Raw genomic sequence first — 20,997 nt, 5'->3', positions numbered from 1 at the left:
AAAACTCATTCTAATAGGCAAACATATCAATCACAGATTGATTCCACAAATTGGGTTGTTCAAAGCTAGATAAATGCCCTGCATCAGCTAAAATGACAAGTTGGCTATTTTTAGAAAGAGCATGCATCGCGACACTTTGTTGTGGAGAAATGATCTTATCAAATTCACCTGTTATAATAAGCACAGGTACTGTAGTTGTCGCCAACACGTGCGAAGTCGTTTCACGTAACGCCATACCTCGCAATGCAGAAGCAAGAGCAGTTGGTTTTTGCTGAGTTAAAATATGATAAAGATAAGCTTTAATTTCCTCCGAAGCATTTGGAGAAAGAGACTTTGCCATAAATCCTTTTATTAGACTATCTATCCCGTTTTCTAATACATCAAGAGCCGTAGCTTCTCGCGTAGCTTTCATTTCTTCGCTATCAGCTAGAGTTTGAGTATTGGAAAGCACTAATCCTGCTGTTTTATTTGTATATTTTTGCAGAAATGCAAGAGCAATATAGCCACCCATTGATTCGCCTGCAATAATTGCTTTATCAATGTTTAAGTAATCCAGCAATTGTTTTACTTCATCCGCATATTCACTCATTGAAATTGCCCGTCCATCCCCTCCTGATGATTGGCCAAAGCCCCATAAATCTAAAGTAATAACATGAAAATGTTTTTTTAGCCCTTCCAGTTGGGGTTGCCATAAGCGTTGATCAGTTGGAAATGCATGAATGAGTAGAAGAGGTTTGCCTTGGCCAACTTCGGTGTAGGAAATAAATTGATCAGCATTAGACAGTTTCATTGTTGACGCAAGCAGAGTAGTATTGAAAAAACAAAGACATAGAAGTAAAATTATGTAGCATCGTTTCATCAAAATCACTCCACTAAGCGTTTGTAACTTCCAGTTATTGTGACTATATAGAGAAAAGTATAACCATAGAGGCCTTAGCCTAATTACTAAAATTCAAATTTTACTCATGGCTGGGCCAAGGCCCAACCTGAAACTTATTAATCCGGCAAAGACATTAAGCTTGCATTACCACCCGCAGCGGTAGTATCTACGGTATAAGTTCGTTCATGACAAAGCCTAATTAAATAATTAGGTCCCCCTGCTTTGGGTCCTGTCCCTGATAGTCCCTCTCCTCCAAAAGGTTGTAAGCCTACAACAGCACCTATCATATTGCGGTTCACATAACAATTACCTGCATGGACTCTTTGCCTGATATATTCAACAGTTTCATTAATTCGGCTATGAATTCCTAAAGTTAAACCATAGCCGGTGGCATTGATTTGTTCAATAATGAGATCTAAATCTTTTCTCTTGAATTGAATGACATGCAACACAGGGCCAAATACCTCCTTCTCCAATGCACTTATATGGTCTATTGCAATAGCAGTCGGTGGCATAAAATAGCCTGATTCAAGTGATTCATCTAATGGACATTGATAAATAATTTCAAAACGTTTTTTCATATTATCTACATGATCGCTTAATGTAGATAAAGCGGTTTTATCAATAACGGGTCCCACATCAGTAACTAACCAACGAGGATCACCCACTACTAATTCAGCCATGGCACCTTTTAAAAGTGCTATTGTTCTTGGATAAACTTCCTCTTGTACAAATAACACACGTAGCGCCGAACATCTTTGGCCTGCGCTTCCAAACGCAGAGTTTACCGCATCAACAACTACTTGTTCCAACAGGGCAGAAGAGTCAACAATCATCGCATTTTGTCCCCCGGTTTCAGCAATTAAGGGAATAATTTCCCCACCGCGTGTCGCCAAAGAACGATTGATAAGATGTGCTGTGTCCGTTGATCCAGTAAAGAGAACCGCTTTTATTCTTTTATCCGCCACTAATGCAGCACCAATCGTCTCGCCAGGCCCAGGAAGCAATTGTACTACGCCTTCCGGAACTCCTGCTTGAAGCAGCAATTTAACAGTATATGCAGCAATTAAAGGAGTTTGTTCTGCAGGTTTAGCTATAACGCAATTTCCAGTAGCCAGCGCGGCAACAACTTGGCCTGTAAAAATAGCTAAGGGAAAATTCCATGGGCTAATGCATAATACGGTTCCGCGTGGATGAAGACTTAACTCATTTAACTCACCGGTATAGCCTGATAAGCGTACAGAATGGGTCAATATTTGCTGTGACTGCGCTGCATAATAACGACAAAAATCAATCGCTTCCCGCACCTCAGCGATGCAGTCATTCATTGTTTTACCTGCCTCAAGACACGCTAAAGCCATAAGCTCTGTATCATTTTCTTGCAATAAATCAGCAAAACGATTGAGGCATGCGGCTCTTTCTCGAACAGAGGTACTTGACCATATAGAAAAAGCCTTTGTCGCTTGTGATAAGGCGTACTCTACATCTTCAAGCGTTGCATTTTGAACCGTTCCAATGATATTTTCAATTTGCTGTGGTGACTCTATTTGTTGCTTTTCACCTTTAGAGAGGACACTCCCTGCCACAATAGGCCCTGAAGCCCATTGTTGCAATTTAATTTTTGCCATTTTTTGCTGTAACAAAGTACGTTCAATACGATCAGAAAAATCAAAACCTTTAGAATTTTTTCTAGAGGGTTGAAATATATCTTCTGGCAAAGGAATGTTTTTATTCATTTTATGCAATAAAGACTGAGCTTTTTCAACAGGATCTTCAACTAAAGAATTTATAGGCGCTTTATCATCAACAATACGATTGACAAACGAAGAATTAGCACCATTCTCTAATAGCCTCCTTACTAAATAAGGTAGTAAGTCTTCATGACTTCCTACAGGTGCATAAATACGGCATGGGATACCATAACGCTCCGCGGGTACGATTTGCTGATATAACTCATTCCCCATCCCATGGAGGCATTGAAACTCAAAATCTCGATAATCTCCTGTGATGTTCAAGATCATAGCAACAGAATAAGCATTATGAGTGGCAAACTGTGGGTAAATTGCATCAGTCATAGTTAAAATTTTCTTTGCACAGGCCTGAAAGGAAACATCTGTAAAAACTTTTCGTGTAAACACAGGGTACTCTGCCAATCCTTGCATTTGCGTTTTCTTAATTTCACTATCCCAATATGCACCTTTAATTAAACGCACCATTATACGTCGCTTCTTTCGTCTTGCGAGTGCAGCAATCCAATCTAATACATAAAAGGCTCTTTTTTGATAGGATTGAACTGCTAAGCCGAAGCCATTCCATCCGTCTAAACTTTCATCATCAAAGACACGTTCGATTACATCAAGAGATAGCTCTAAACGCTCAGATTCTTCAGCATCAACCGTTAAAGCAATTCCGTATTCCTTTGCTAAACAAGCCAATGCTAACAGTTTAGGTGTCAATTCAGCCATAACGCGATCGTGTTGACTTTCATTATAACGTGGATGTAATGCGGAAAGTTTGATAGAAATTCCTGGGCGTTTATATACATCGGAGTCTTTTGCGACCTGTTTACCTATAGCCTCTATTGCTCGTTTATAGGCTTCGAAGTAACGCATCGCATCCACAGAAGTAAGTGCTGCTTCACCTAGCATATCGTAAGAATAACGATAACCTTGAGCCTCTTTCTTTTTGGCACGCATGAGCGCTTCATTGATGGTTCGCCCCATCACAAATTGTTTGCTCATAATGCGCATTGCTTTATCTACTGCCTTTCTAACTACAGCCTCACTACTGCGATTAATAAGTTTCATTAATGATTTTGTTAACGTAGTTTGTGCTTTTTCAGGAGTAAGGATCTTTCCAGTTAACATTAATGCCCAGGTTGTTGCATTTACAAAAAATGAATCACTCTGACCAATGTGAGATTTCCAGTCACCGCCAGATAATTTATCTTTAATCAAATTATCAATTGTGGCGCTGTCAGGCACGCGAAGTAATGCTTCAGCAAGACACATCAGTGCAATGCCCTCTTCACTTGATAAAGCATATTGTGTCAAAAATGAATCAATACCAGTACTTTTTTTACGCTCAGTTCGTACTAACTCAACTAATTTAGTTGCACTGTTTCTAATAGCAATCAATTGCTGTTCACCTAGTGTCGCTTTTTCACAAAGCTCTGTTATCAATGATAACTCGTCAACACGATAGGCCTGACTAATGGCAGCTCGTATTCCTTCGGGTAACTGCATGATTTGCTTTTCCAGCATAGTATTCTCCGAAATCAAACTTAGAACTATTCTTTTGACTCTTTCTCTCTAAAACTTAGATGAGATAGGTAGAATCAGGGGTTAGGATAGTTTTAAAAGGAAGAATGAAGTATAGTTTAGTACCCTATAAAATGGAATGCACTTAAACTATTTTTGCTGTAAAAATTACCTTTTTCAGCATGAAATGAAGATAAAGCAACTCATTTTCAGCACAAATTAAGATTTATTTATAATCTAAAAGTACAAATTAATACATGTTTGTTAATTTTTTATACACACAAACAGGTTTAAATTTTTACTTTTAGACTAGTTTTAAGTCAGACTCGGCTTGCAACACCGAATTAAACCTATGAATTGAGTAATATTTCACCCTGATGAACAATTAAGGCCCTTCTAATTTTACAATTACATGATTTGTTAATATAATCACCATTTTTTTGAAGAACAGTAACGGTGAATAAGAAAAACAAAGGAGAAGTATGAATACTTTATTGACTCTAGTCTCAACTTTGATTTTGACCAGTAATATTACAACGAGCACTGCTTCGTTTGCTCAGTCTGAAACTGATATTAATACTAAAGTAGAACACTTAAGCCATAAGGCACCACAGTTAAACAAAAAAGTATTAAAACTTGCTTTAACTGCTTATAAAAATGCGAGCAAAAAAGGTAGTGTTAAAAAGCCTGTATTGACTGTAATTGACTACTCATTACCCTCAAATAAGCAACGTATGTGGATCTTTGATCTTCGTAGAGAACGCCTTCTTTACAATACTTATGTTGCACACGGTAGAAATTCTGGTGTAAATAGAGCAAATCACTTTTCTAATGTCCCTTCCAGCAAACAATCCAGTTTAGGAACTTACATTACAAAAGATACCTATATTGGTAGTAAAGGTTACTCCTTAAACTTACAAGGTTTAGAGAAAGGCATCAACGATAATGCATTAAGTCGACGCGTAGTGATACATGGTGCGTGGTATGTGGAGCCAGACTTTATAAAAAAAGCTGGGCGCGCAGGATTATCTTGGGGCTGTCCAGCAGTCGCACAAACGCTAGCAAAACCAGTAATTAATACCATCAAAAATGGTTCTGTAATTTTTGCTTATTTTCCTGATAGAAAGTTTTTATCGCGTTCTGGCTACTTGGTAGGATAAATAAAGCCAGGGTTCCCACCCTGGCTTCCGCAGTCATCCGTATAAGAACTATAAGTTCTTATTGTCATCCTGACAAAATCACATCCATATGATTGCAATTCCTTTTGTCTGACTTACATCCGTATAAGTCATGTCTTAAATGTAGCAACAGAAAATAGGAAGCGCAAGGCTGTTAAAACTAGAAACGCCTTAATGAGTAACTTGAAACCAAAAGATTAAATTTTAAAAAAAATTTTTAAAACAATCAGTTAGTTTAATATTTATGAAGTTCGACTTAAAATAACGGCAATTGTCTTTAATGAAATTGAGAAATTTCTTACAAGAAATCAAGCAAAAAACTTCCTGTTAATTCTGTAAAAAATAACATACCAATCAATTTCAAAAAGAAATAATCAACGATATACATGTCTAATGCTTGATTCTCTCGAAAGATATGCTAGTTTATTCAGCATCTCGATTTTGCTTTAGAGAAAAATGATGGATAAACAATCGTTAACAACAGTAAAAAAAGACAAGCTCCAAATTATTGACTGGCTTATTGAACATTTTCCCAATGCCTTTTTTAAAAAAGGCAGCCAAATAAAACCCCTAAAGATTGGTATATTTGATGATATCATTGATTTCTATGAGCGGTTGGACTCTCCTCCTTTTAGTAAAAAATCACTTCGTGATGCGTTAAGCTATTACAGCGCCTCCCCTGCTTATTTAAATTGTCAAAAAGAAAATGCTGCACGAATTGACATCTACGGTAATGAAGTTGACGTGGTTACCCAGGAGCAAGCTAAATACGCCTATCAGCGCTATCAAGAACGATATAGCAAAAAGAAAAACTTAGAAAAAAAGAATAAATATACTTTTGTACCCAGGGGGGTTGGCATTTACTACCCCGACGCCGTACTGCTATAAAGTTAAGGAAGAAAGTAGGTTGGGTCGAGACCCAACCTACAATCTGACGCGTATTTTCATTAACTTCAGGGCAGTGCAATGTCACGCTCGGGGAGCAAATGTCGACAGCCCCTTGTATACTCATTCTATTTTGAGCTGCGGTGTTTACATGAAATAAACACCGCTATTGATAACCGGGATAGATGCTGAGACAATTTAAGATGCAGGTATTTATTGAAAGACTTTTACAGGATGTCTTTTTAGATCCCACAGTGAAAAACATTGTCAACAAACCTGATTTTTAATCTAAAATTATTACAAATGGATAATGAAGCAAAGGGATGAATCATGTGTATCAAACTGGCTATTTTTCTCATTTGGACTTTCTCTTATGCTTATGCTACTGATCAATCAACCATTGGAAATTGGACACAAAATTTACTAATAGAAACACTTTCTGCAAGTTATAAAGACACTCCCGAGGAGATCAGCACTGTACAGAAAAACTATCTTCCCTATGCATGGGGCCCAATGCATCAATTTTTACTTGATAAACGCGTTGAAATAAATGAAAAAATGCTAACTTTACATCCAAAGATATTAACCACGCCCCAAATAATAAAAAGCGATAATTGTGAATTAACTCCTTGTTGGCAAGTCATTCAATCGTTTAATATCCCAGAGCTATCACTTAATATTGATTTATCACTGCAAGTCATTCCAGGAAATATCGTTAAAGGCTCTTCCTCCCCTTTTGTTGTTCAAAGCCTCTCAATGATCTTACGTTATTATTGATAACCAAATTATTGCGGAATTTGCACGAGGCCTCATCCTTGTAACGCTAATAAATAATTCACTTTCAAATCAGTTCCCAGGGAAGCTTTTCTTAAAAAAGGGTTATAATCCATTCCTTTCATATCAATTAATTTAAATCCAAACGAACGAGCTATTGCAAGTAATTCGCTGGGTTTTATAAACTTTCCATAATCATGTGTCTGTTTGGGTAATAAATTTAATAAATATTCCGCAGCGATAATTGCACTAACATAAGCTTTGACTGTTCTACTAATCGTGGATAGAAATAAAAAACCCTTTGGTTTAAGCAGCCGTCTGCAATGTTGCAAAACCAGCTCAGGATTCTGTACATGCTCCAGCATTTCCATACAAGTTATTACATCAAAGCGCTGATCGTTATATGCTTCAACAGAAGTACAAAAATAATCAATGTTTAGATGGTTTGTTTTTGCATGCTCTTGCGCAACCAGTATTGTATCAATTTCAGCATCTATACCAGTAACTTTCGCTCCTGAATTCGCCATAGTTTCGCAAAGAATACCACCACCACACCCTACATCTAAAACATTTAAATCCAATAATGGAATATGTTGCTGTATAAAATCAAGACGTATTCCATTAATATCGTGTAATGTTCTCAAAGGGCCTTCAGTATCCCACCATAACTTAGCATGTTGGGCAAACTTATTAATTTCTTCGGGATTCACAGTTGTTTCCGTATTACTCATGGTGTAATAAGTCCAAAGATTTAAAAAAATGAATCACTTGAGGATTCGTAATGAAACTGACATTATAGGGGTGTTCAGCAATAAGACCTACAGGTAATTTATCAAGAGCGGCAGTTTTTGCAATTTTACCTAACAAAATCAATTGGATATCCGGTTTAATTAGGGCTAGCTGAGTAAAAACACTTTGTATAAAAGGCATCCATTTACGTGCATGGTATGGAACCTTCCCTTCACTATAAACTAAGCAGGCGTTGAGTAATAAAATACCTTTTTGCAGCATTTTTTCAAACAATTCATTTGCTGTTTGCACCAATGAATCTTTGTTAATAAGAGCAATACGTGCTTGTGAAGTATCCTCTTTGAGATCGCCACGAGCTTTTAATAACATTTTGATTATATTACGTAAAGAAGTTGCTCTATTAACCGTTTTACTCAGACCATTTAAACTCCATAAACTACCTACCGAATTATCCCAAAATGCATATCCATTCGCCGATTCCTTACGTGGATAAGGCGACTCACCAAGTAAGATATATTGAGTTTTTGTAAGCGGTAAACTGAATGCTGTTAATAATCGCTCTTTTCCTGGCAACCAATTTTCGGTAGTCATAAGCTGGTGTAAATAGTCTTGATCCATGCTTTCTAAAGCATTATTTAGAATCCCCTTCCATTCAGAATGACAATGATGTAAAAAAAATTGATTTTTCACTTTATTATCCAGTAGCGAGGAATCAAAAATCACTTCCATAATGCCCCCTTTTTAATTACAATGATGATTGGTTAAACACTCTTTATGGAAGTCATGAGTACTACAGCAAAACCACGAAGCACCTTCACTAGTGATGCCATCCATAATCGTAACTGTTACGCCTATTTTCTTCAATTAAAACCACTCTTAAATAAAAAAATTAATACTCTATTGCCTGTTTTTACCAAAGTACAATCACTAATGATGCAAGAATATAATGACAACTATCCTTACGGTGATTTATATTCCTCATGTATCGCTTCATTAGAAGAGTTCATCAGCAATAACTCAATTAACAAGATAAAAATTCTGGATGATTTAGTTCAAGCCGTCTATCATAATGACAATCATATTCTTGAAAAACCTTCTGAATGGATAAATGACATAGGTGCAAAAACTCGTCCTCAAAAACCCACAGCGAATAAAATTAAACAAAAAATAAAAGATACATATAATCCGATTAATCAGCGAACACCAAATAATGTTGGTAGCGTCTTTAGCCGTTTGTACTCCTTATTTTCGAAAGATTTTAAACCTCAGTATGAAACGAATCTACCGACAATTAAAAATTACTCTTATAAAAATGGTTTAGATCCCATCGAGTATCGTTTTAGCACCCAAGCTCAACGTCATAATGGCAAAACTAGAGTTAGTCCTCTTTTTAAACGTTGGTTACAGATCAATGCTGAAAAAAGCAGTTCGGCGCAACCAATATGCCATATCTATTTTAATAATCTTGGGCTAGATCGAAGCGATCTGAATATAGCAGGCTCTAAAGAAAGACAGTTTACTCTTGAACTTCATAAACTTGAAAAAAATCCAAGTTATAAAGTTTTGGTGATTACTCTCCCTGCCCATGAAGGTTTAATGGACTCAAACCATTATAAGATAAATAATGATCGGCTACCCATTCTTTCTGTTTTTAATGAGTTTCTTGATGTAGCAAAAGGAAAGCACCATAAAAGCGGTATTTCCGATTTTAAAATAAGTCGTGAAGCACGAAAAAAATTGTTTGGTACCGTTAAAAATGAAGAGCTCATCCTAACACGGTTACTTAAAAAAAGTTTTAAAGCTCAAGGCCTGGAAAAAAATCATTTTATATCTACTGCACAGAAACAAGCTATTTGGTTGCATTTTATCAAATACGAACTAACAAATTATATTATTGGGACAATTCAACCTAATAGTTTCAATTTTTCATGTAAAGACGCTATAGACAGAGGAGCCCTCTCGTCATCCTATTATAATTTGATTCGATCTTTTGAATTAAATACACCTATAACTCGAAAAGAGTTTGAACGTTCTATAGATGCTGCAGCTGCTAGCATCAAAGGGCGAGGAATGAACTTTCATAGGAAAATTATTTGGAATGCATTAAACGTGTATGTTAATGCAAACTACGTCAAGCTACTTGCTCATCCTGAAAAATCGTGGCTGATTTACTGGCGTGATATGAATTGTCCCCATAGTCAGGCTGAAGAACTACTTAAAATCAGGCTCGAACAGACTATGAAACAATTGAAGCAACTACCAGAAGATGAAAAAAGTGAAAACTCCAAAAGACTGGGCTTGCAATTGTTGTCCACAACCCTTAAGTTAAATGAACAAAAAGTTAGTGGCAAACGTCTCTTACTCGAAGTAGTCTCGCGAACCTCGGAGTTAATGCATTTATCCACAAAAAAATCAATAAAAAATTACCAAAACTTAGCAAATGAGCTCAAGATTAACCATCCTGCTTTATATGTGCTTGGTGGTCTCATGGAGTTATTACTCGGTGCAATTTTTTACCTTCCTTCTTTAGGATATTCGCAAAAAATGATTGATCATGGACTGGCTACAGCAAATACTGGCTTTTTTGCATCAGACCGAACAAAATTAAGTGATGAAATGCACCAGTTTTCCTTAATTGAAGCTCATAACTTTAATATTGTATAACTTCAGCCTAGATGCTGAAAATTAGCCTCCAGGTATTGTATTAAATAATTCCAAAAAAACAAATTTTTTACTTGCTTATTCATTCTTTGTGGTTAAAAATAGAATCTACAGGGAGATTATTAAACACAGGGAGTGGTGGGCATGGCTAGTAATGAACTAGAACTTGAAGAAAATTTAAAAAAGGAATCAAATCCGTCTGATAAAAATAGAGTCCTTGTTGAAAAGACATTAGAGCAAATGAATTTTTCAGATGCAGCCAAACAATTATTATTAGATCCAAATAGCCCTACATCAGACATAGATAGCTTGCAAAGTATTGCTCTAACGCAAGAACATTTGACCCAGGTTAAAAAAAGCCTAGGCGCCATTGTAGATAGTTTGCAAGATAATCCCAGCCTTATTTCCCGTGCCGCAAAATTTTGGGGCGAGATCCCCTTATGGCAAAGAATTTTAGGTGGTGTTGCTATATCTGGCCCCACATTTCTCGTAGGGGCTGCTGCACACATTGGTTTTTTGGTAACGATTAGCGGTATAAGTGCCCTAGCCTATACAACCAGTGGTATTATTCTTGATGATCATCATTATCACAGCAAAAGCATTGCGCAAAAATTAAAAGAAGGAATTTTTGGTGTAGCCGAAGTGCTTGAATTAACTATTGGCGCATTAGACTCGATTCGCAAAAAACTAGCGATTGAAGTTGAGCGATTTAAAACTGAAAATGACAGGCTTGCCAAAGAAATTACTCACTTAAATGATGAAGTTGAAACCTTGAGTATGCAGGTCGAATGCTTTCAAAAGACTGAAGCGTTGTTACGAAAACAAAAAACGGATCTTGAAAATATCGCAATAACATTGAAGCAAGATTTAGAAAAAAACAGCAAACTCTTCGAAGCAAATCAATTAGAGCTAGCTAGAGTTAAAGGATGGCATGAAAAAAGCTTGGAACAACTGTCTCAAAAAGCTTCTGAATTATCAGAAGTTAGAAAATCTATGGGGACCGAAGTAGAAAAAGCAAAAAAAATCGCCTCGACTTTAGAGACAACCGTCAAATTTTTGACCAATACAGGAATTAATGACACCAAGCAACGCCAAGTCTTTCAAGAAAAGCTTGATAAGTTTTTATCAGAGCAAACAAATAGTTTTGATGAAATTACAGAACGAATGAGTAATGCTGAAAAAGAACTTTCGGAAGTAAAGTCTGAATTAAAAGAGAGTAATGAGCGATATAAAATATTATTAGACCTCCAGGAAAGACTAATTTGTCGCCTGGAACTTCTTGATCAAAGTGTAGACTCAAGTATCAATCCAGAGCCAACCCCTCAAATTATACAAGCTCCAACTCAAAATCAAGAGCCGGCAAAAACTGGCGGGTTACTCAGTGTTTTTGGATTTATGGCTAAACCCCTATGGCCAAGTAGCGTGCCTAAAATTGACCAGAAGGAACAAGAAATCAGCGAAAATATAGAACCTAATGGAGGAAGAAAATTAACTCAATCGCTATAAAATTGAGGGTTTAATAACAATTAGTTTCCATACCTATGTGTTGCGCTTTATATCTCATTGAAATACTAAAGCCTCTGTCGCTCCTTAGAACCATTCGACCTGAAGAGGGGCAAAAGCCCCGTCGCTAAGGCTCTACGCTAGGCGTTTAGACCTGATATAAGACAGACAATGCGTTGCACTTACTCCATTTATTAGCGCAATTCCCTTGTATCGTAGATCCATGACAGGCAATGGATACAATCACGAGTTACTCTCTTGCAAAGAACCAAACAGATTGTGAACCAGATTAATTTAAGTTATTGTGTATTCTTTAGTTTTAAATCTTATAGCCATGAAAAGCACCTATAAAAAGCTCATAGAAAGAATAACAAATAGCCAAGAAACAATGGTAGAACAACTCCATCAGTTTTGTGAGATCAATTCGAGCACATCCAATTTACCGGGATTGGCACAAATGATGGATGCATTACATGCTGCATATAAACCAATCGCAGACATACTCCAAATACAAAAGTTTTCCCCCATCCCTGTTATTGACATGTCAGGTGATACACAAGTACAAATTAGCGGTGATGCATTATTTATAAGAAAAAGACCTCACTTAAAAAGGCGGGTATTACTCAGTGGACATATGGATACGGTTTATTCTCCAGAAAGCTCATTCCAGAAATTAACTTATATAAATGATAATTGCATTAATGGACCTGGTGTAACCGACATGAAAGGAGGACTTATTGTTATGTTGCATGCCCTATCGGCTTTTGAGCAAGATGAGAGTGCAATAAAGCTAGGATGGGATGTGGTGATCAATGCGGATGAAGAGATTGGATCTCCCGCGTCAAGTGCATTTTTTGATAAATTAGCGACACACTATCAGACCGCATTAGTTTATGAGCCAGCAATGACTGAACACGGCACTTTGGCTAAAAATCGCAAAGGAAGCGGTAAGTTAACTCTCATTGCCTCAGGAAAATCAGCACATGCAGGCCGTGATTTTTCAGCAGGACGTAATGCAATTTGTTATTTAGCCGAAGCGTTATGTGCCATTAATGCACTTAATGGCACACGCGATGGAGTAACCATTAATATCGGTAAAATTGCGGGAGGCCAAGCTCTTAATGTTGTGCCTGATAAAGCTGTGGCCCAATTTGATATCCGCATTAATTTACCTGAAGATGAATTTTGGGTACGAACTGAGTTAGATAAAATCATTCATCAACTCAAACGTCCGGACTACTCTTTAGGTCTCCACGGTGCTTTTGGTAGACCAGTAAAACGTATAAATTCGGGTACAGAACGCTTATTTCATCGCGTGCAACATATAGGAAAAGAACTAGGTATTTCTCTAGATTGGAAAGATAGTGGTGGCTGTTGTGATGGCAACAATCTAGCAAAACACGGAATCCCCGTTTTAGACTCACTTGGAGTTAGAGGAGGTAAGATTCATAGTGAAGAAGAATACATATTATTAGACAGCTTACCAGAACGTAGTGCATTGAGTGCGCTACTTTTACTGGATTTAGCTCAAGGTGGTTTGGAGGATCTAACAAAATGATACTATTTCGAAGCGCTTGTGATAATGATTTAGATGCAATTCATCATTTGGCTGAAGATAGTGGAGTTGGAATCACTACACTTTCTAAAGAAAAAGAAATTTTAAAAAGACGTTTGCGTTGGGCTACTGACTCTTTCAAAAAAGAGATCCAAGAACCAGATAATGAATATTATTTATTTGTATTGGAAAATGAAAACGCAGAAATAGTTGGTGTTTCCGGTATTGAATCGCGTACAGGACATGATACACCTTTTTACTCCTATAAAATCTCCAAACGTACACGTGTCAGTCGCTCATTAAATATTAGAAGTGATTACGAGGTTTTGAGTTTAGTGAATGATAATCAAGGAAGAAGCGAAATTTGTACTTTATTTTTAGAGCCACAGTACAGAAAAAAGCATTACGGGTTATTACTTTCTAAAGCTCGTTTTCTATTTATGGCTCAGCATACTAGGCGCTTTGCCTCTACCGTAATTGCTGACATGCGCGGCATTTCTGATAAAAATGGTATCTCCCCTTTTTGGGAAAACGTAGGGCGGCACTTTTTCCATATGACTTATGCTGAAGCAGATCGTCTCACCATAGCAACAGATAAACAATTCATAGCGGATTTGATGCCACGAAATCCTATATACGTTAAATTGCTCTCACCAGAAGCTCAATCAGTCATTGGCCAACCTCATCCGTCTACTGCAGCAGCCATGAATATCCTGTTAAAAGAAGGTTTTAGATATAACAAATACATTGATATTTTTGATGGCGGCCCTACTCTTGAAGTACCGATCTCGGAAATAAAAACTATAGAGTTAAGTCGCATCGTAACGATTAAGAATATTAGCGATGAAGTGAGCAGTGCTGATTATTTATTGTCTAATACCCAATTAGATTTTCGAGCAACAGTTAATAGTGCTCTGGTTAATAACGAAAATAATACGTGTATTATTAGTAAAAAAACTGCTGAATTATTAAAAGTAACCTGTGGAAATCAGTTACGCATAGCTCCCTTACAATTTGATCATGAGGAATAGGATGTCTAAAACACCAATGATGCAAGGCAAAGGTCAATACATCAATGGACAATGGATAAGAGGTAATGCAACTACTTTGGACTCTATCAATCCAAGTTATGGAACTTTGTTTTGGCAAGGAATGGCGGCTACTGAGCAAGAAATTTCTGTAGCTTGTCATGCAGCACACCAAGCGTTACGCTCCTGGTCAACTCTTAGTGTTGAGCAAAGAGCAAATCATACCCAAAAATTTGCGCAGCAAGTTGAAAACAAGCGCGATCAATTAGCTTACTTAATTGCTTTGGAAACAGGGAAACCAATATGGGAGGCTCAAACTGAAGTTTCTGCGGTCATAGGAAAAATTAATTTATCAATTCAAGCCTATCATGAAAGAACGGGACAAAAAACAAGCCAAACTTCCGAAGCAACCGCTCGTCTTCGTTTTAAACCTCATGGTGTAGTAGTAGTTTTAGGCGCGTTTAATTTCCCTGCCCATCTCAGCAATGGACATATAGTTCCTGCTCTGCTTGCGGGCAATACCATTCTTTATAAACCAAGTGAACTCACACCTGCTGTAGCTGAATTTATCATGCAATGCTGGCATGATAGCGGGCTACCTCCTGGGGTAATTAACTGTTTGCAAGGGGATGCAACTTGTGGAAATGCATTGTTATCCCAAGACATTCAGGGAGTTTATTTCACGGGGAGTTATCAAACTGGTTTACGGATACATCAACAATTTAGCAATAAGCCTGAAGTCATTTTAGCACTTGAGATGGGAGGAAATAATCCTTTAGTGATTGATAAAGTCAATGATTTGACTGCTGCGGTTTATCATACTGTACTCTCTACTTTGATTACTTCCGGTCAACGCTGTACTTGTGCACGTCGAGTCATCATACCTGATTCAATTCAAGGTGATGAGTTTTTAAACTATTTTATTAAAACATGTAGTGCCGTCAACATAGGACCTTTTGATCAACATCCAGAGCCCTTCATGGGTTCCCTAATTGGCCATAAACAAGCAATAAAATACCTAAAAACGCAACAAAAGCTTATTGAATCAGGAGGTAAATCATTATTGTCTATGTCATTACTTGCTGAAAATACTGGTTTACTTTCACCTGGTATTATGGATATGACTCATTACCCTAATCCCCCTGACGAAGAAATTTTTGCACCGTTAGTGCAAATCTATCGCTACAGTCATTTTGAACAGGCAATAGAGATTGCCAATCAAACACGTTATGGCCTAGCAGCAGGATTATTAGGTGATAATGAACGCCATTATCATCAATTTTATCAAGAAGTACGCGCTGGATTAATTAATTGGAATAGGCCGACAACAGGAGCACCAAGCAGTCTTCCGTTTGGTGGAGTTGGTTTAAGTGGAAATCATCGCCCTAGTGCTTATTTTGCAGCTGATTATTGCTCGTACCCCATAGCAAGTATGGAGCAAACTCATTTAACTAAGCCAGACCATATTTTACCTGGTATTGTATTAGAATAAAAAATTATTGATTCTCTTAACTTCACCCGTGAAGAGAAAAAATTGAATATGGGGTATTTAAAATGAATGCTTTTGAATTAAACTTGGACGGATTAGTGGGTCCTACGCACAATTATGCTGGTCTTTCAATTGGAAATATCGCCTCTACTTCTAATGCCCTAAGTGTGTCAAATCCTCAAGCTGCAGCACTCCAAGGATTACAAAAAATGCGCTTGCTTCATGAAATGGGATTAAAACAAGGTTTGTTGCCACCTCATCAGCGCCCTAATCTTGAATTACTTCATCAATTAGGTTTTAACGGCACTCCAAGTGAGCAAATTAATAAAGCGTATAAAACAGCGCCAGAGCTTTTAAGTGCATGTTATTCCGCTTCGAGCATGTGGACTGCTAATGCAGCTACTGTTTCTCCCAGTATAGATACTCAAGATAATAAGCTTCATTTTACAGTAGCAAATCTTATATGCAATTTACACCGCCATCATGAAACTGATTTTTCAAAAAAAATTCTAGAGATTATTTTCTCTAACTCTCGCTATTTTAATCATCATCCAATTTTACCGCGTTCATTGATTACAGGAGATGAAGGTGCTGCAAATCACAGTCGCCTCTGTCAAAGCTATGGGACACCAGGAACTCACCTCTTTGTTTATGGAAAAAAAGCTTTAGGAGTAAACAATATTGGACCAACAAAATATATTGCACGACAAACTAAAGAAGCCTCTGAAGCTATAGCTCGCCAGCATCAACTCTTGCCACAGCAAGTGGTATTTGCTCGCCAAAATCCAGATGCAATTGATCTTGGTGTTTTTCACAATGATGTCATTTCAGTAGCCAATGAATCAGTTTTTCTTGTCCATGAACAAGCGTTTGCGGAACAAGACGCCGTATTAAATGAATTACGTGAAAAAGCTACCTTTCCATTAACGATTATTGAAATATTTCAGGATGAACTTAGCATTCGTGATGCAGTTGAAACTTATTTATTTAACTCACAAATAATTAGTTTAGGCGAGCAAAATTCTATGGTGCTCCTTGCCCCTTATGAGTGCCAAACTAATCTCCGCGCCCATGCCTGTATAGAAAGGATACTCTCTGAGAGCAATAATCCCATCAACTCTGTTCATTTTCTTGATCTGAAGCAAAGTATGAGAAATGGTGGAGGTCCAGCTTGTCTTCGATTACGCGTCCCGATTAATGAGGAAGAACTTCAAGCCATGCATCAGGGAGTTTTAATTAATCATGAATTATTAGATGGTCTCGAAAAATGGGTAGTAAAGCATTATCGTACTGAATTGGCTGCGAACGATTTAGCTGATCCTGACCTGGTCAATGAGGTCTTTTATGCTTTAGACGAATTAACACAAATCCTAAAATTGGGTTCCATCTACCCCTTTCAATTAGAGAAGATACGCTAAATGTGGCAAACAAAGATGGGGACATGCATTTATACCTCTCCTTCTGGTTATAAAGTATATCAAAATTTATTTTATCGATGGTTAACTTTAGGAAGTGATGCATTACAAACAGTAATAAACAGACATTCTCCTCATAAGCCTATTCTATATTACCTTCCTGCCCTAACCCTGATGGCGCGTAACTATCCTGGAACTATCTGTCTTTTAGGACTTGGAGGTGCTGGAATTCCATTGATGTTACACGATAAGCCTTTGGTTGCTGTAGATAATAGCGAAGAAGTTATTGAAATTGCAAAACAGTTTTTTATAACAGATCACTTAAAACACCTAACTATCGTCCATGAAAATGCTATGGACTACGTAGAAAATTGTAAAACAACCTTTTCGCATTTAATTGTTGATCTGTACAATGCGGATCATTTCCCTTCCGAATGTGCTCATGAAGCATTTTTTAGTTCCTGCAAAAAAATAATTACCGAAAATGGTTTTTTTGCGATTAATTTAGCTAATTTAAATGAGCAATATCCTCTTTTTCAGCTGCTTAAAAAGCAGTTTAAAAACACCTTAATTATACCCATAAAAAATAGTGCCAATATGGTCATTTACGCAGTCAAGAGCGACAATATGGAATCATTTATCAATAAAATGGAACAAACAGCCGCATTTAAGCGAATCATTTGGGTCGAATCCTGGGGTTATGTTGGAGATTATAAATAATGTGAATTCGACATAAAAATATTTCTATATGGGAATAAGTTCAATATAAATTTTTTACATCGAATTCACATTAAATAATAACATTACCTCATGCTGGGACTGCTAACATTAAGACAATCCTCTACAGTCTTTAATTGCGCTTCTCTTACCTCTTTTACAGCACTTTTGTAGCGAGAGGCAATAATAACTGCTGGGATAATACCAATAATAGTTGCAGCAAGAGCCACACATGCGTTTCTAGTGAAGGTTGATAAACAGGGTTGTTTTTGTACCTCTTCACGGTACTTTTCATACAACTTTTGTTTTAGATTATCTGGGGAACTTTCTGCTGTTACAATAAATTTTCTGGTTTTTTCCAAGAACATAGCCGGATTATTAAGTAACTTATCAGCTAAAATTGTATTTCTCAACTCTACAAGTTGTTGAGATTTCTCAGGACCTTTTTCTTTTTCATAACGATTAATCAATCCTTGAAAATTACTTTTCGCCACATCCAATGAGTCAAGCTGATGGACAACAGATTTACTACTTAATATATCGGGGGCAAAACTTGCATTTCCAATTTGGCCGTTAAACATGACACAGCAATCCGCGCAAGGATCGGCATGATAAATTCGTTGAATATTATTTTGATTTGTAATACCACTTTTATTTAAGTAATCTACAATTTTTTTTCCTGAATAATTCTCAGGGTTAAATGTAATACCAGGATTATGCACTAATTCCAGGTTATCATTAAAACCCTTATTTCGGCAATATGAAATAAATTGCTCTATATTGTCCTCAGATAATCCACCCCAAAAATGGTGCATCGCAATCTTTGTGATCGCCCCATGATCATCTCTTTCGATCATGGTAAGTGCCTGACAATCCGTCAAACCCTTTGTGTATAATCCTGAAATCCCATCGTCCTTCTTTATAATGACACACGTCGAATCAAATATGGGATTTACATCCATAGACATAGGAACCGACTTAAGACTAAAATCACCTTCCATATTTAAAACCGGAGTTTCCGTATTAGAAAATGACAAACCAGGCAATTGTGTTCCATCTTTTTCTTTAATAAACATTGGCATCGCACTCTCCACTTATTCTCTTTAATAAAATAAATATCTCATGTGGAGATGATGAGAAGATTAGGCTATCTCATCACAATTTGTATAGCCTTTACGCATATCATTCTATTAACTTATTTTTTAAATTTATTGTTGCGAAAATTAAATAAATAGCGCATACAGCAGACACAAAATTAGCAGCAAACAGAAAGAAATCATCGTTTAGTGATTGATAAAGTTAATGATTTGTCTGCTGCCGTCTAACCTATTTATTTGGGCCAACAACAAATTTTCCTTTAAATTGAGATTGGCAAATTTTGAATTACTAATATAGTTGTTACACATAGCATAACAATCCGTACAAGGAGAGGAATGACGAGTTCTTTGATTATTTTCTCGTTAAAATCTTTTTTTGTTATCACATTCCATGAAGTTAAACTATCGCTTTTTAATCTCTCTTGATGGTCAAATAATATTCGCATAGCAGTCTCCACTTATCATCTTTTATAAAATAAATATCTCATATAGAGGTGATAACAAGATTAGTGGAGCTAATCGAACTTTGTATACCCATGATAAAAATCATTTTTATATGCTAAGTTTCAGGATTTATTATCGCGATAAGTGACACAAATAGTACATCCAGAATGCGGAAACATCTAACATTAACAGTTTAAAAAATCATTATGACCAATACCTTTCGATATCGATCTTGACAAGAGCATCATGAGTCATAATAATATTTATTGATTTTTAAATAATCAACATCCTGCAAGGATTGCCGGCCCTAGCTGGAAAAAATATGAATAATAAAAAAGTTATGTTGGCTCTACTCTCTTCATCTATTATTTTTTCTCATAAATCAAATGCTGCCGAATTCCCTATTAAGGGCTTGTCTGCGAGTACTTATTTAGGAGTTTTATCAGGTAAAGCTCAGGAAAATGTTTATTATCCAGGAACAGATAGAAAGTTAAGTCAACTCGATTGGCGTATAAAAAATGCTGCCATACTTAATGGAGAACTAAATTATAATTTTATAGATTGGCTTAGTCTTACTGGTAGAGGCTGGATTACGCTCGCAAAAAATACTGCTGCCATGGATGACTATGACTGGCTTAACCCTTATCAAAAAAACTGGACGCACTGGTCACATCATGAAAATACACATCTTAATTATGCCAATGAGTTTGATCTGAGCCTAAGAGCCTGGTTGCTCCAAAAACAAAATTATAAATTAGGCGTAGCTGCTGGATATCAAAGAAATTCGTTTAGCTGGCAAGCAAATGGAGGATGTTATCAATATGATAATGGAAAAGATATTGGCTGTTTCCCGAGTAATGAACCTGGAATTGGGTACCAACAAAAATTTAGTACGCCTTACGTGGGGCTAACTAGCAAATACTCTATTAGTAATTTTGAATTTAATGCTTTTTTAAAATTTAGCAATTGGGTGTCCGCCCGAGATCATGATGAGCATTATGCCCGTAACTTAACATTCAAAGAATATGGAAATAATCCTAAATATTATGCTGCAACAATTAATTCAGGCTACTTTTTAACAAGAAATGCTAAAGTTTTTATTGAGGCATCCTACGCTCATTACTCTAATACACGAGCTGACAGTGAAATCATAGATAATGACACGGGCCAGCATATTTATGAAAGTGACTCATCTGGTTTATCTAATAAAAACTATATCGTTGCTCTTGGCCTTCAGTATCTTTTTTAGAAAATAAAAGTTATATCCGATTGATTTTATTATCTTTTATATTATTAAGCTGCTCGTATGCTGCTGGGTACGAGCAGGAACTTTTATCACGTAGTTACTGCTCACTTCATAA

The 20,997-nt window shown here is 36.7% G+C and carries 16 protein-coding genes; 11 read left to right on the top strand and 5 right to left on the bottom strand.

What is annotated here, in order from left to right:
* Window positions 1-10: 10 nt before the first annotated feature.
* Window positions 11-859 carry an alpha/beta fold hydrolase gene (locus EL220_RS08455; RefSeq protein WP_027269997.1) on the bottom strand — a complete coding sequence of 283 codons (849 nt, stop codon included), beginning with the start codon at window positions 857-859 and terminating at the stop codon, window positions 11-13.
* A gap of 137 nt (window positions 860-996) precedes the next feature.
* Window positions 997-4,143, bottom strand: a complete 3,147-nt coding sequence (gene putA / locus EL220_RS08450; protein WP_027269996.1) for a bifunctional proline dehydrogenase/L-glutamate gamma-semialdehyde dehydrogenase PutA — start codon at window positions 4,141-4,143, stop codon at window positions 997-999.
* 479 nt (window positions 4,144-4,622) lie between these two features.
* Here putA and EL220_RS08445 point away from each other — a divergent pair, with 479 nt between their 5' ends.
* From EL220_RS08445 to EL220_RS08435, 3 genes are all read left to right on the top strand, one after another.
* On the top strand, window positions 4,623-5,300 hold the full coding sequence (locus EL220_RS08445; protein WP_027269995.1) for a murein L,D-transpeptidase catalytic domain family protein: 678 nt from the start codon (window positions 4,623-4,625) through the stop codon (window positions 5,298-5,300).
* Window positions 5,301-5,777: 477 nt separating this feature from the next.
* A complete protein-coding gene (locus EL220_RS08440; protein ID WP_128130979.1) occupies window positions 5,778-6,206 on the top strand; it encodes a ProQ/FINO family protein in 429 nt (142 codons plus the stop codon).
* Between the two features lie 327 nt (window positions 6,207-6,533).
* Window positions 6,534-6,980, top strand: coding sequence for a hypothetical protein (locus EL220_RS08435; RefSeq protein WP_027269993.1), 447 nt, complete (start codon window positions 6,534-6,536; stop codon window positions 6,978-6,980).
* Window positions 6,981-7,012: 32 nt separating this feature from the next.
* On the opposite strand, the gene ubiG is transcribed toward EL220_RS08435, so the two are convergent.
* Window positions 7,013-7,708 carry a bifunctional 2-polyprenyl-6-hydroxyphenol methylase/3-demethylubiquinol 3-O-methyltransferase UbiG gene (gene ubiG / locus EL220_RS08430; protein ID WP_027269992.1) on the bottom strand — a complete coding sequence of 232 codons (696 nt, stop codon included), beginning with the start codon at window positions 7,706-7,708 and terminating at the stop codon, window positions 7,013-7,015.
* The gene (locus EL220_RS08425; RefSeq protein ID WP_035905676.1) at window positions 7,701-8,456 is read right to left on the bottom strand and encodes a uracil-DNA glycosylase family protein; all 756 of its coding nucleotides are present in this window, start codon (window positions 8,454-8,456) and stop codon (window positions 7,701-7,703) included. The genes ubiG and EL220_RS08425 overlap by 8 nt, the downstream gene beginning before the upstream one ends.
* Before the next feature lie 54 nt (window positions 8,457-8,510).
* On the opposite strand from EL220_RS08425, the gene EL220_RS08420 reads away from it, so the two are divergent.
* From EL220_RS08420 to EL220_RS08390, 7 genes are all read left to right on the top strand, one after another.
* Window positions 8,511-10,391, top strand: a complete 1,881-nt coding sequence (locus tag EL220_RS08420; RefSeq protein ID WP_081779037.1) for a hypothetical protein — start codon at window positions 8,511-8,513, stop codon at window positions 10,389-10,391.
* A gap of 141 nt (window positions 10,392-10,532) precedes the next feature.
* Window positions 10,533-11,894: a LegC2/C7 family Dot/Icm T4SS effector gene (locus EL220_RS08415; RefSeq protein WP_027269989.1), complete on the top strand. Its 1,362-nt coding sequence runs from the start codon at window positions 10,533-10,535 to the stop codon at window positions 11,892-11,894.
* 331 nt (window positions 11,895-12,225) lie between these two features.
* A complete protein-coding gene (locus EL220_RS08410) occupies window positions 12,226-13,449 on the top strand; it encodes a hydrolase (RefSeq protein WP_027269988.1) in 1,224 nt (407 codons plus the stop codon).
* Entirely contained in the window at window positions 13,446-14,477 is a 1,032-nt protein-coding gene (locus EL220_RS08405; protein ID WP_027269987.1) for an arginine N-succinyltransferase, read from the top strand. The genes EL220_RS08410 and EL220_RS08405 overlap by 4 nt, the downstream gene beginning before the upstream one ends.
* Window position 14,478: 1 nt before the next feature.
* Entirely contained in the window at window positions 14,479-15,966 is a 1,488-nt protein-coding gene (gene astD, locus EL220_RS08400) for a succinylglutamate-semialdehyde dehydrogenase (protein WP_027269986.1), read from the top strand.
* A gap of 62 nt (window positions 15,967-16,028) precedes the next feature.
* Entirely contained in the window at window positions 16,029-17,381 is a 1,353-nt protein-coding gene (astB, locus tag EL220_RS08395) for an N-succinylarginine dihydrolase (protein ID WP_027269985.1), read from the top strand.
* On the top strand, window positions 17,382-18,098 hold the full coding sequence (locus EL220_RS08390) for a spermidine synthase (RefSeq protein WP_027269984.1): 717 nt from the start codon (window positions 17,382-17,384) through the stop codon (window positions 18,096-18,098).
* Window positions 18,099-18,181: 83 nt separating this feature from the next.
* Here EL220_RS08390 and EL220_RS08385 read toward each other — a convergent pair whose 3' ends face one another.
* Window positions 18,182-19,177 (bottom strand): hypothetical protein, encoded by a 996-nt coding sequence (locus EL220_RS08385; RefSeq protein ID WP_027269983.1) that lies wholly within the window; start codon window positions 19,175-19,177, stop codon window positions 18,182-18,184.
* 781 nt (window positions 19,178-19,958) lie between these two features.
* Between EL220_RS08385 and EL220_RS08380 the strand changes: the two genes are divergently transcribed.
* Window positions 19,959-20,885, top strand: coding sequence for an omptin family outer membrane protease (locus EL220_RS08380; protein ID WP_027269981.1), 927 nt, complete (start codon window positions 19,959-19,961; stop codon window positions 20,883-20,885).
* The last annotated feature ends 112 nt before the right edge of the window (window positions 20,886-20,997 follow it).

Source organism: Legionella sainthelensi (genome assembly GCF_900637685.1).
GTDB lineage: Bacteria > Pseudomonadota > Gammaproteobacteria > Legionellales > Legionellaceae > Legionella > Legionella sainthelensi.
The sequence above is the reverse complement of the archived record's forward strand: the minus strand, read 5'-3'. Positions and strand labels throughout refer to the sequence as shown.

Excerpts from the sequence above, each read along its gene's own strand:
- EL220_RS08420 (WP_081779037.1), top strand. The coding sequence starts at position 8,511 with ATGAGTACTACAGCAAAACCACGAAGCACCTTCACTAGTGATGCCATC.
- EL220_RS08440 (WP_128130979.1), top strand. The coding sequence starts at position 5,778 with ATGGATAAACAATCGTTAACAACAGTAAAAAAAGACAAGCTCCAAATT.
- EL220_RS08410 (WP_027269988.1), top strand. The coding sequence starts at position 12,226 with ATGAAAAGCACCTATAAAAAGCTCATAGAAAGAATAACAAATAGCCAA.
- EL220_RS08405 (WP_027269987.1), top strand. The coding sequence starts at position 13,446 with ATGATACTATTTCGAAGCGCTTGTGATAATGATTTAGATGCAATTCAT.
- EL220_RS08390 (WP_027269984.1), top strand. The coding sequence starts at position 17,382 with ATGTGGCAAACAAAGATGGGGACATGCATTTATACCTCTCCTTCTGGT.
- EL220_RS08445 (WP_027269995.1), top strand. The coding sequence starts at position 4,623 with ATGAATACTTTATTGACTCTAGTCTCAACTTTGATTTTGACCAGTAAT.
- putA (WP_027269996.1), bottom strand. The coding sequence starts at position 4,143 with ATGCTGGAAAAGCAAATCATGCAGTTACCCGAAGGAATACGAGCTGCC.
- astB (WP_027269985.1), top strand. The coding sequence starts at position 16,029 with ATGAATGCTTTTGAATTAAACTTGGACGGATTAGTGGGTCCTACGCAC.
- EL220_RS08455 (WP_027269997.1), bottom strand. The coding sequence starts at position 859 with ATGAAACGATGCTACATAATTTTACTTCTATGTCTTTGTTTTTTCAAT.
- EL220_RS08415 (WP_027269989.1), top strand. The coding sequence starts at position 10,533 with ATGGCTAGTAATGAACTAGAACTTGAAGAAAATTTAAAAAAGGAATCA.
- EL220_RS08380 (WP_027269981.1), top strand. The coding sequence starts at position 19,959 with ATGAATAATAAAAAAGTTATGTTGGCTCTACTCTCTTCATCTATTATT.
- EL220_RS08385 (WP_027269983.1), bottom strand. The coding sequence starts at position 19,177 with ATGCCAATGTTTATTAAAGAAAAAGATGGAACACAATTGCCTGGTTTG.
- astD (WP_027269986.1), top strand. The coding sequence starts at position 14,479 with ATGTCTAAAACACCAATGATGCAAGGCAAAGGTCAATACATCAATGGA.
- ubiG (WP_027269992.1), bottom strand. The coding sequence starts at position 7,708 with ATGAGTAATACGGAAACAACTGTGAATCCCGAAGAAATTAATAAGTTT.
- EL220_RS08425 (WP_035905676.1), bottom strand. The coding sequence starts at position 8,456 with ATGGAAGTGATTTTTGATTCCTCGCTACTGGATAATAAAGTGAAAAAT.
- EL220_RS08435 (WP_027269993.1), top strand. The coding sequence starts at position 6,534 with ATGTGTATCAAACTGGCTATTTTTCTCATTTGGACTTTCTCTTATGCT.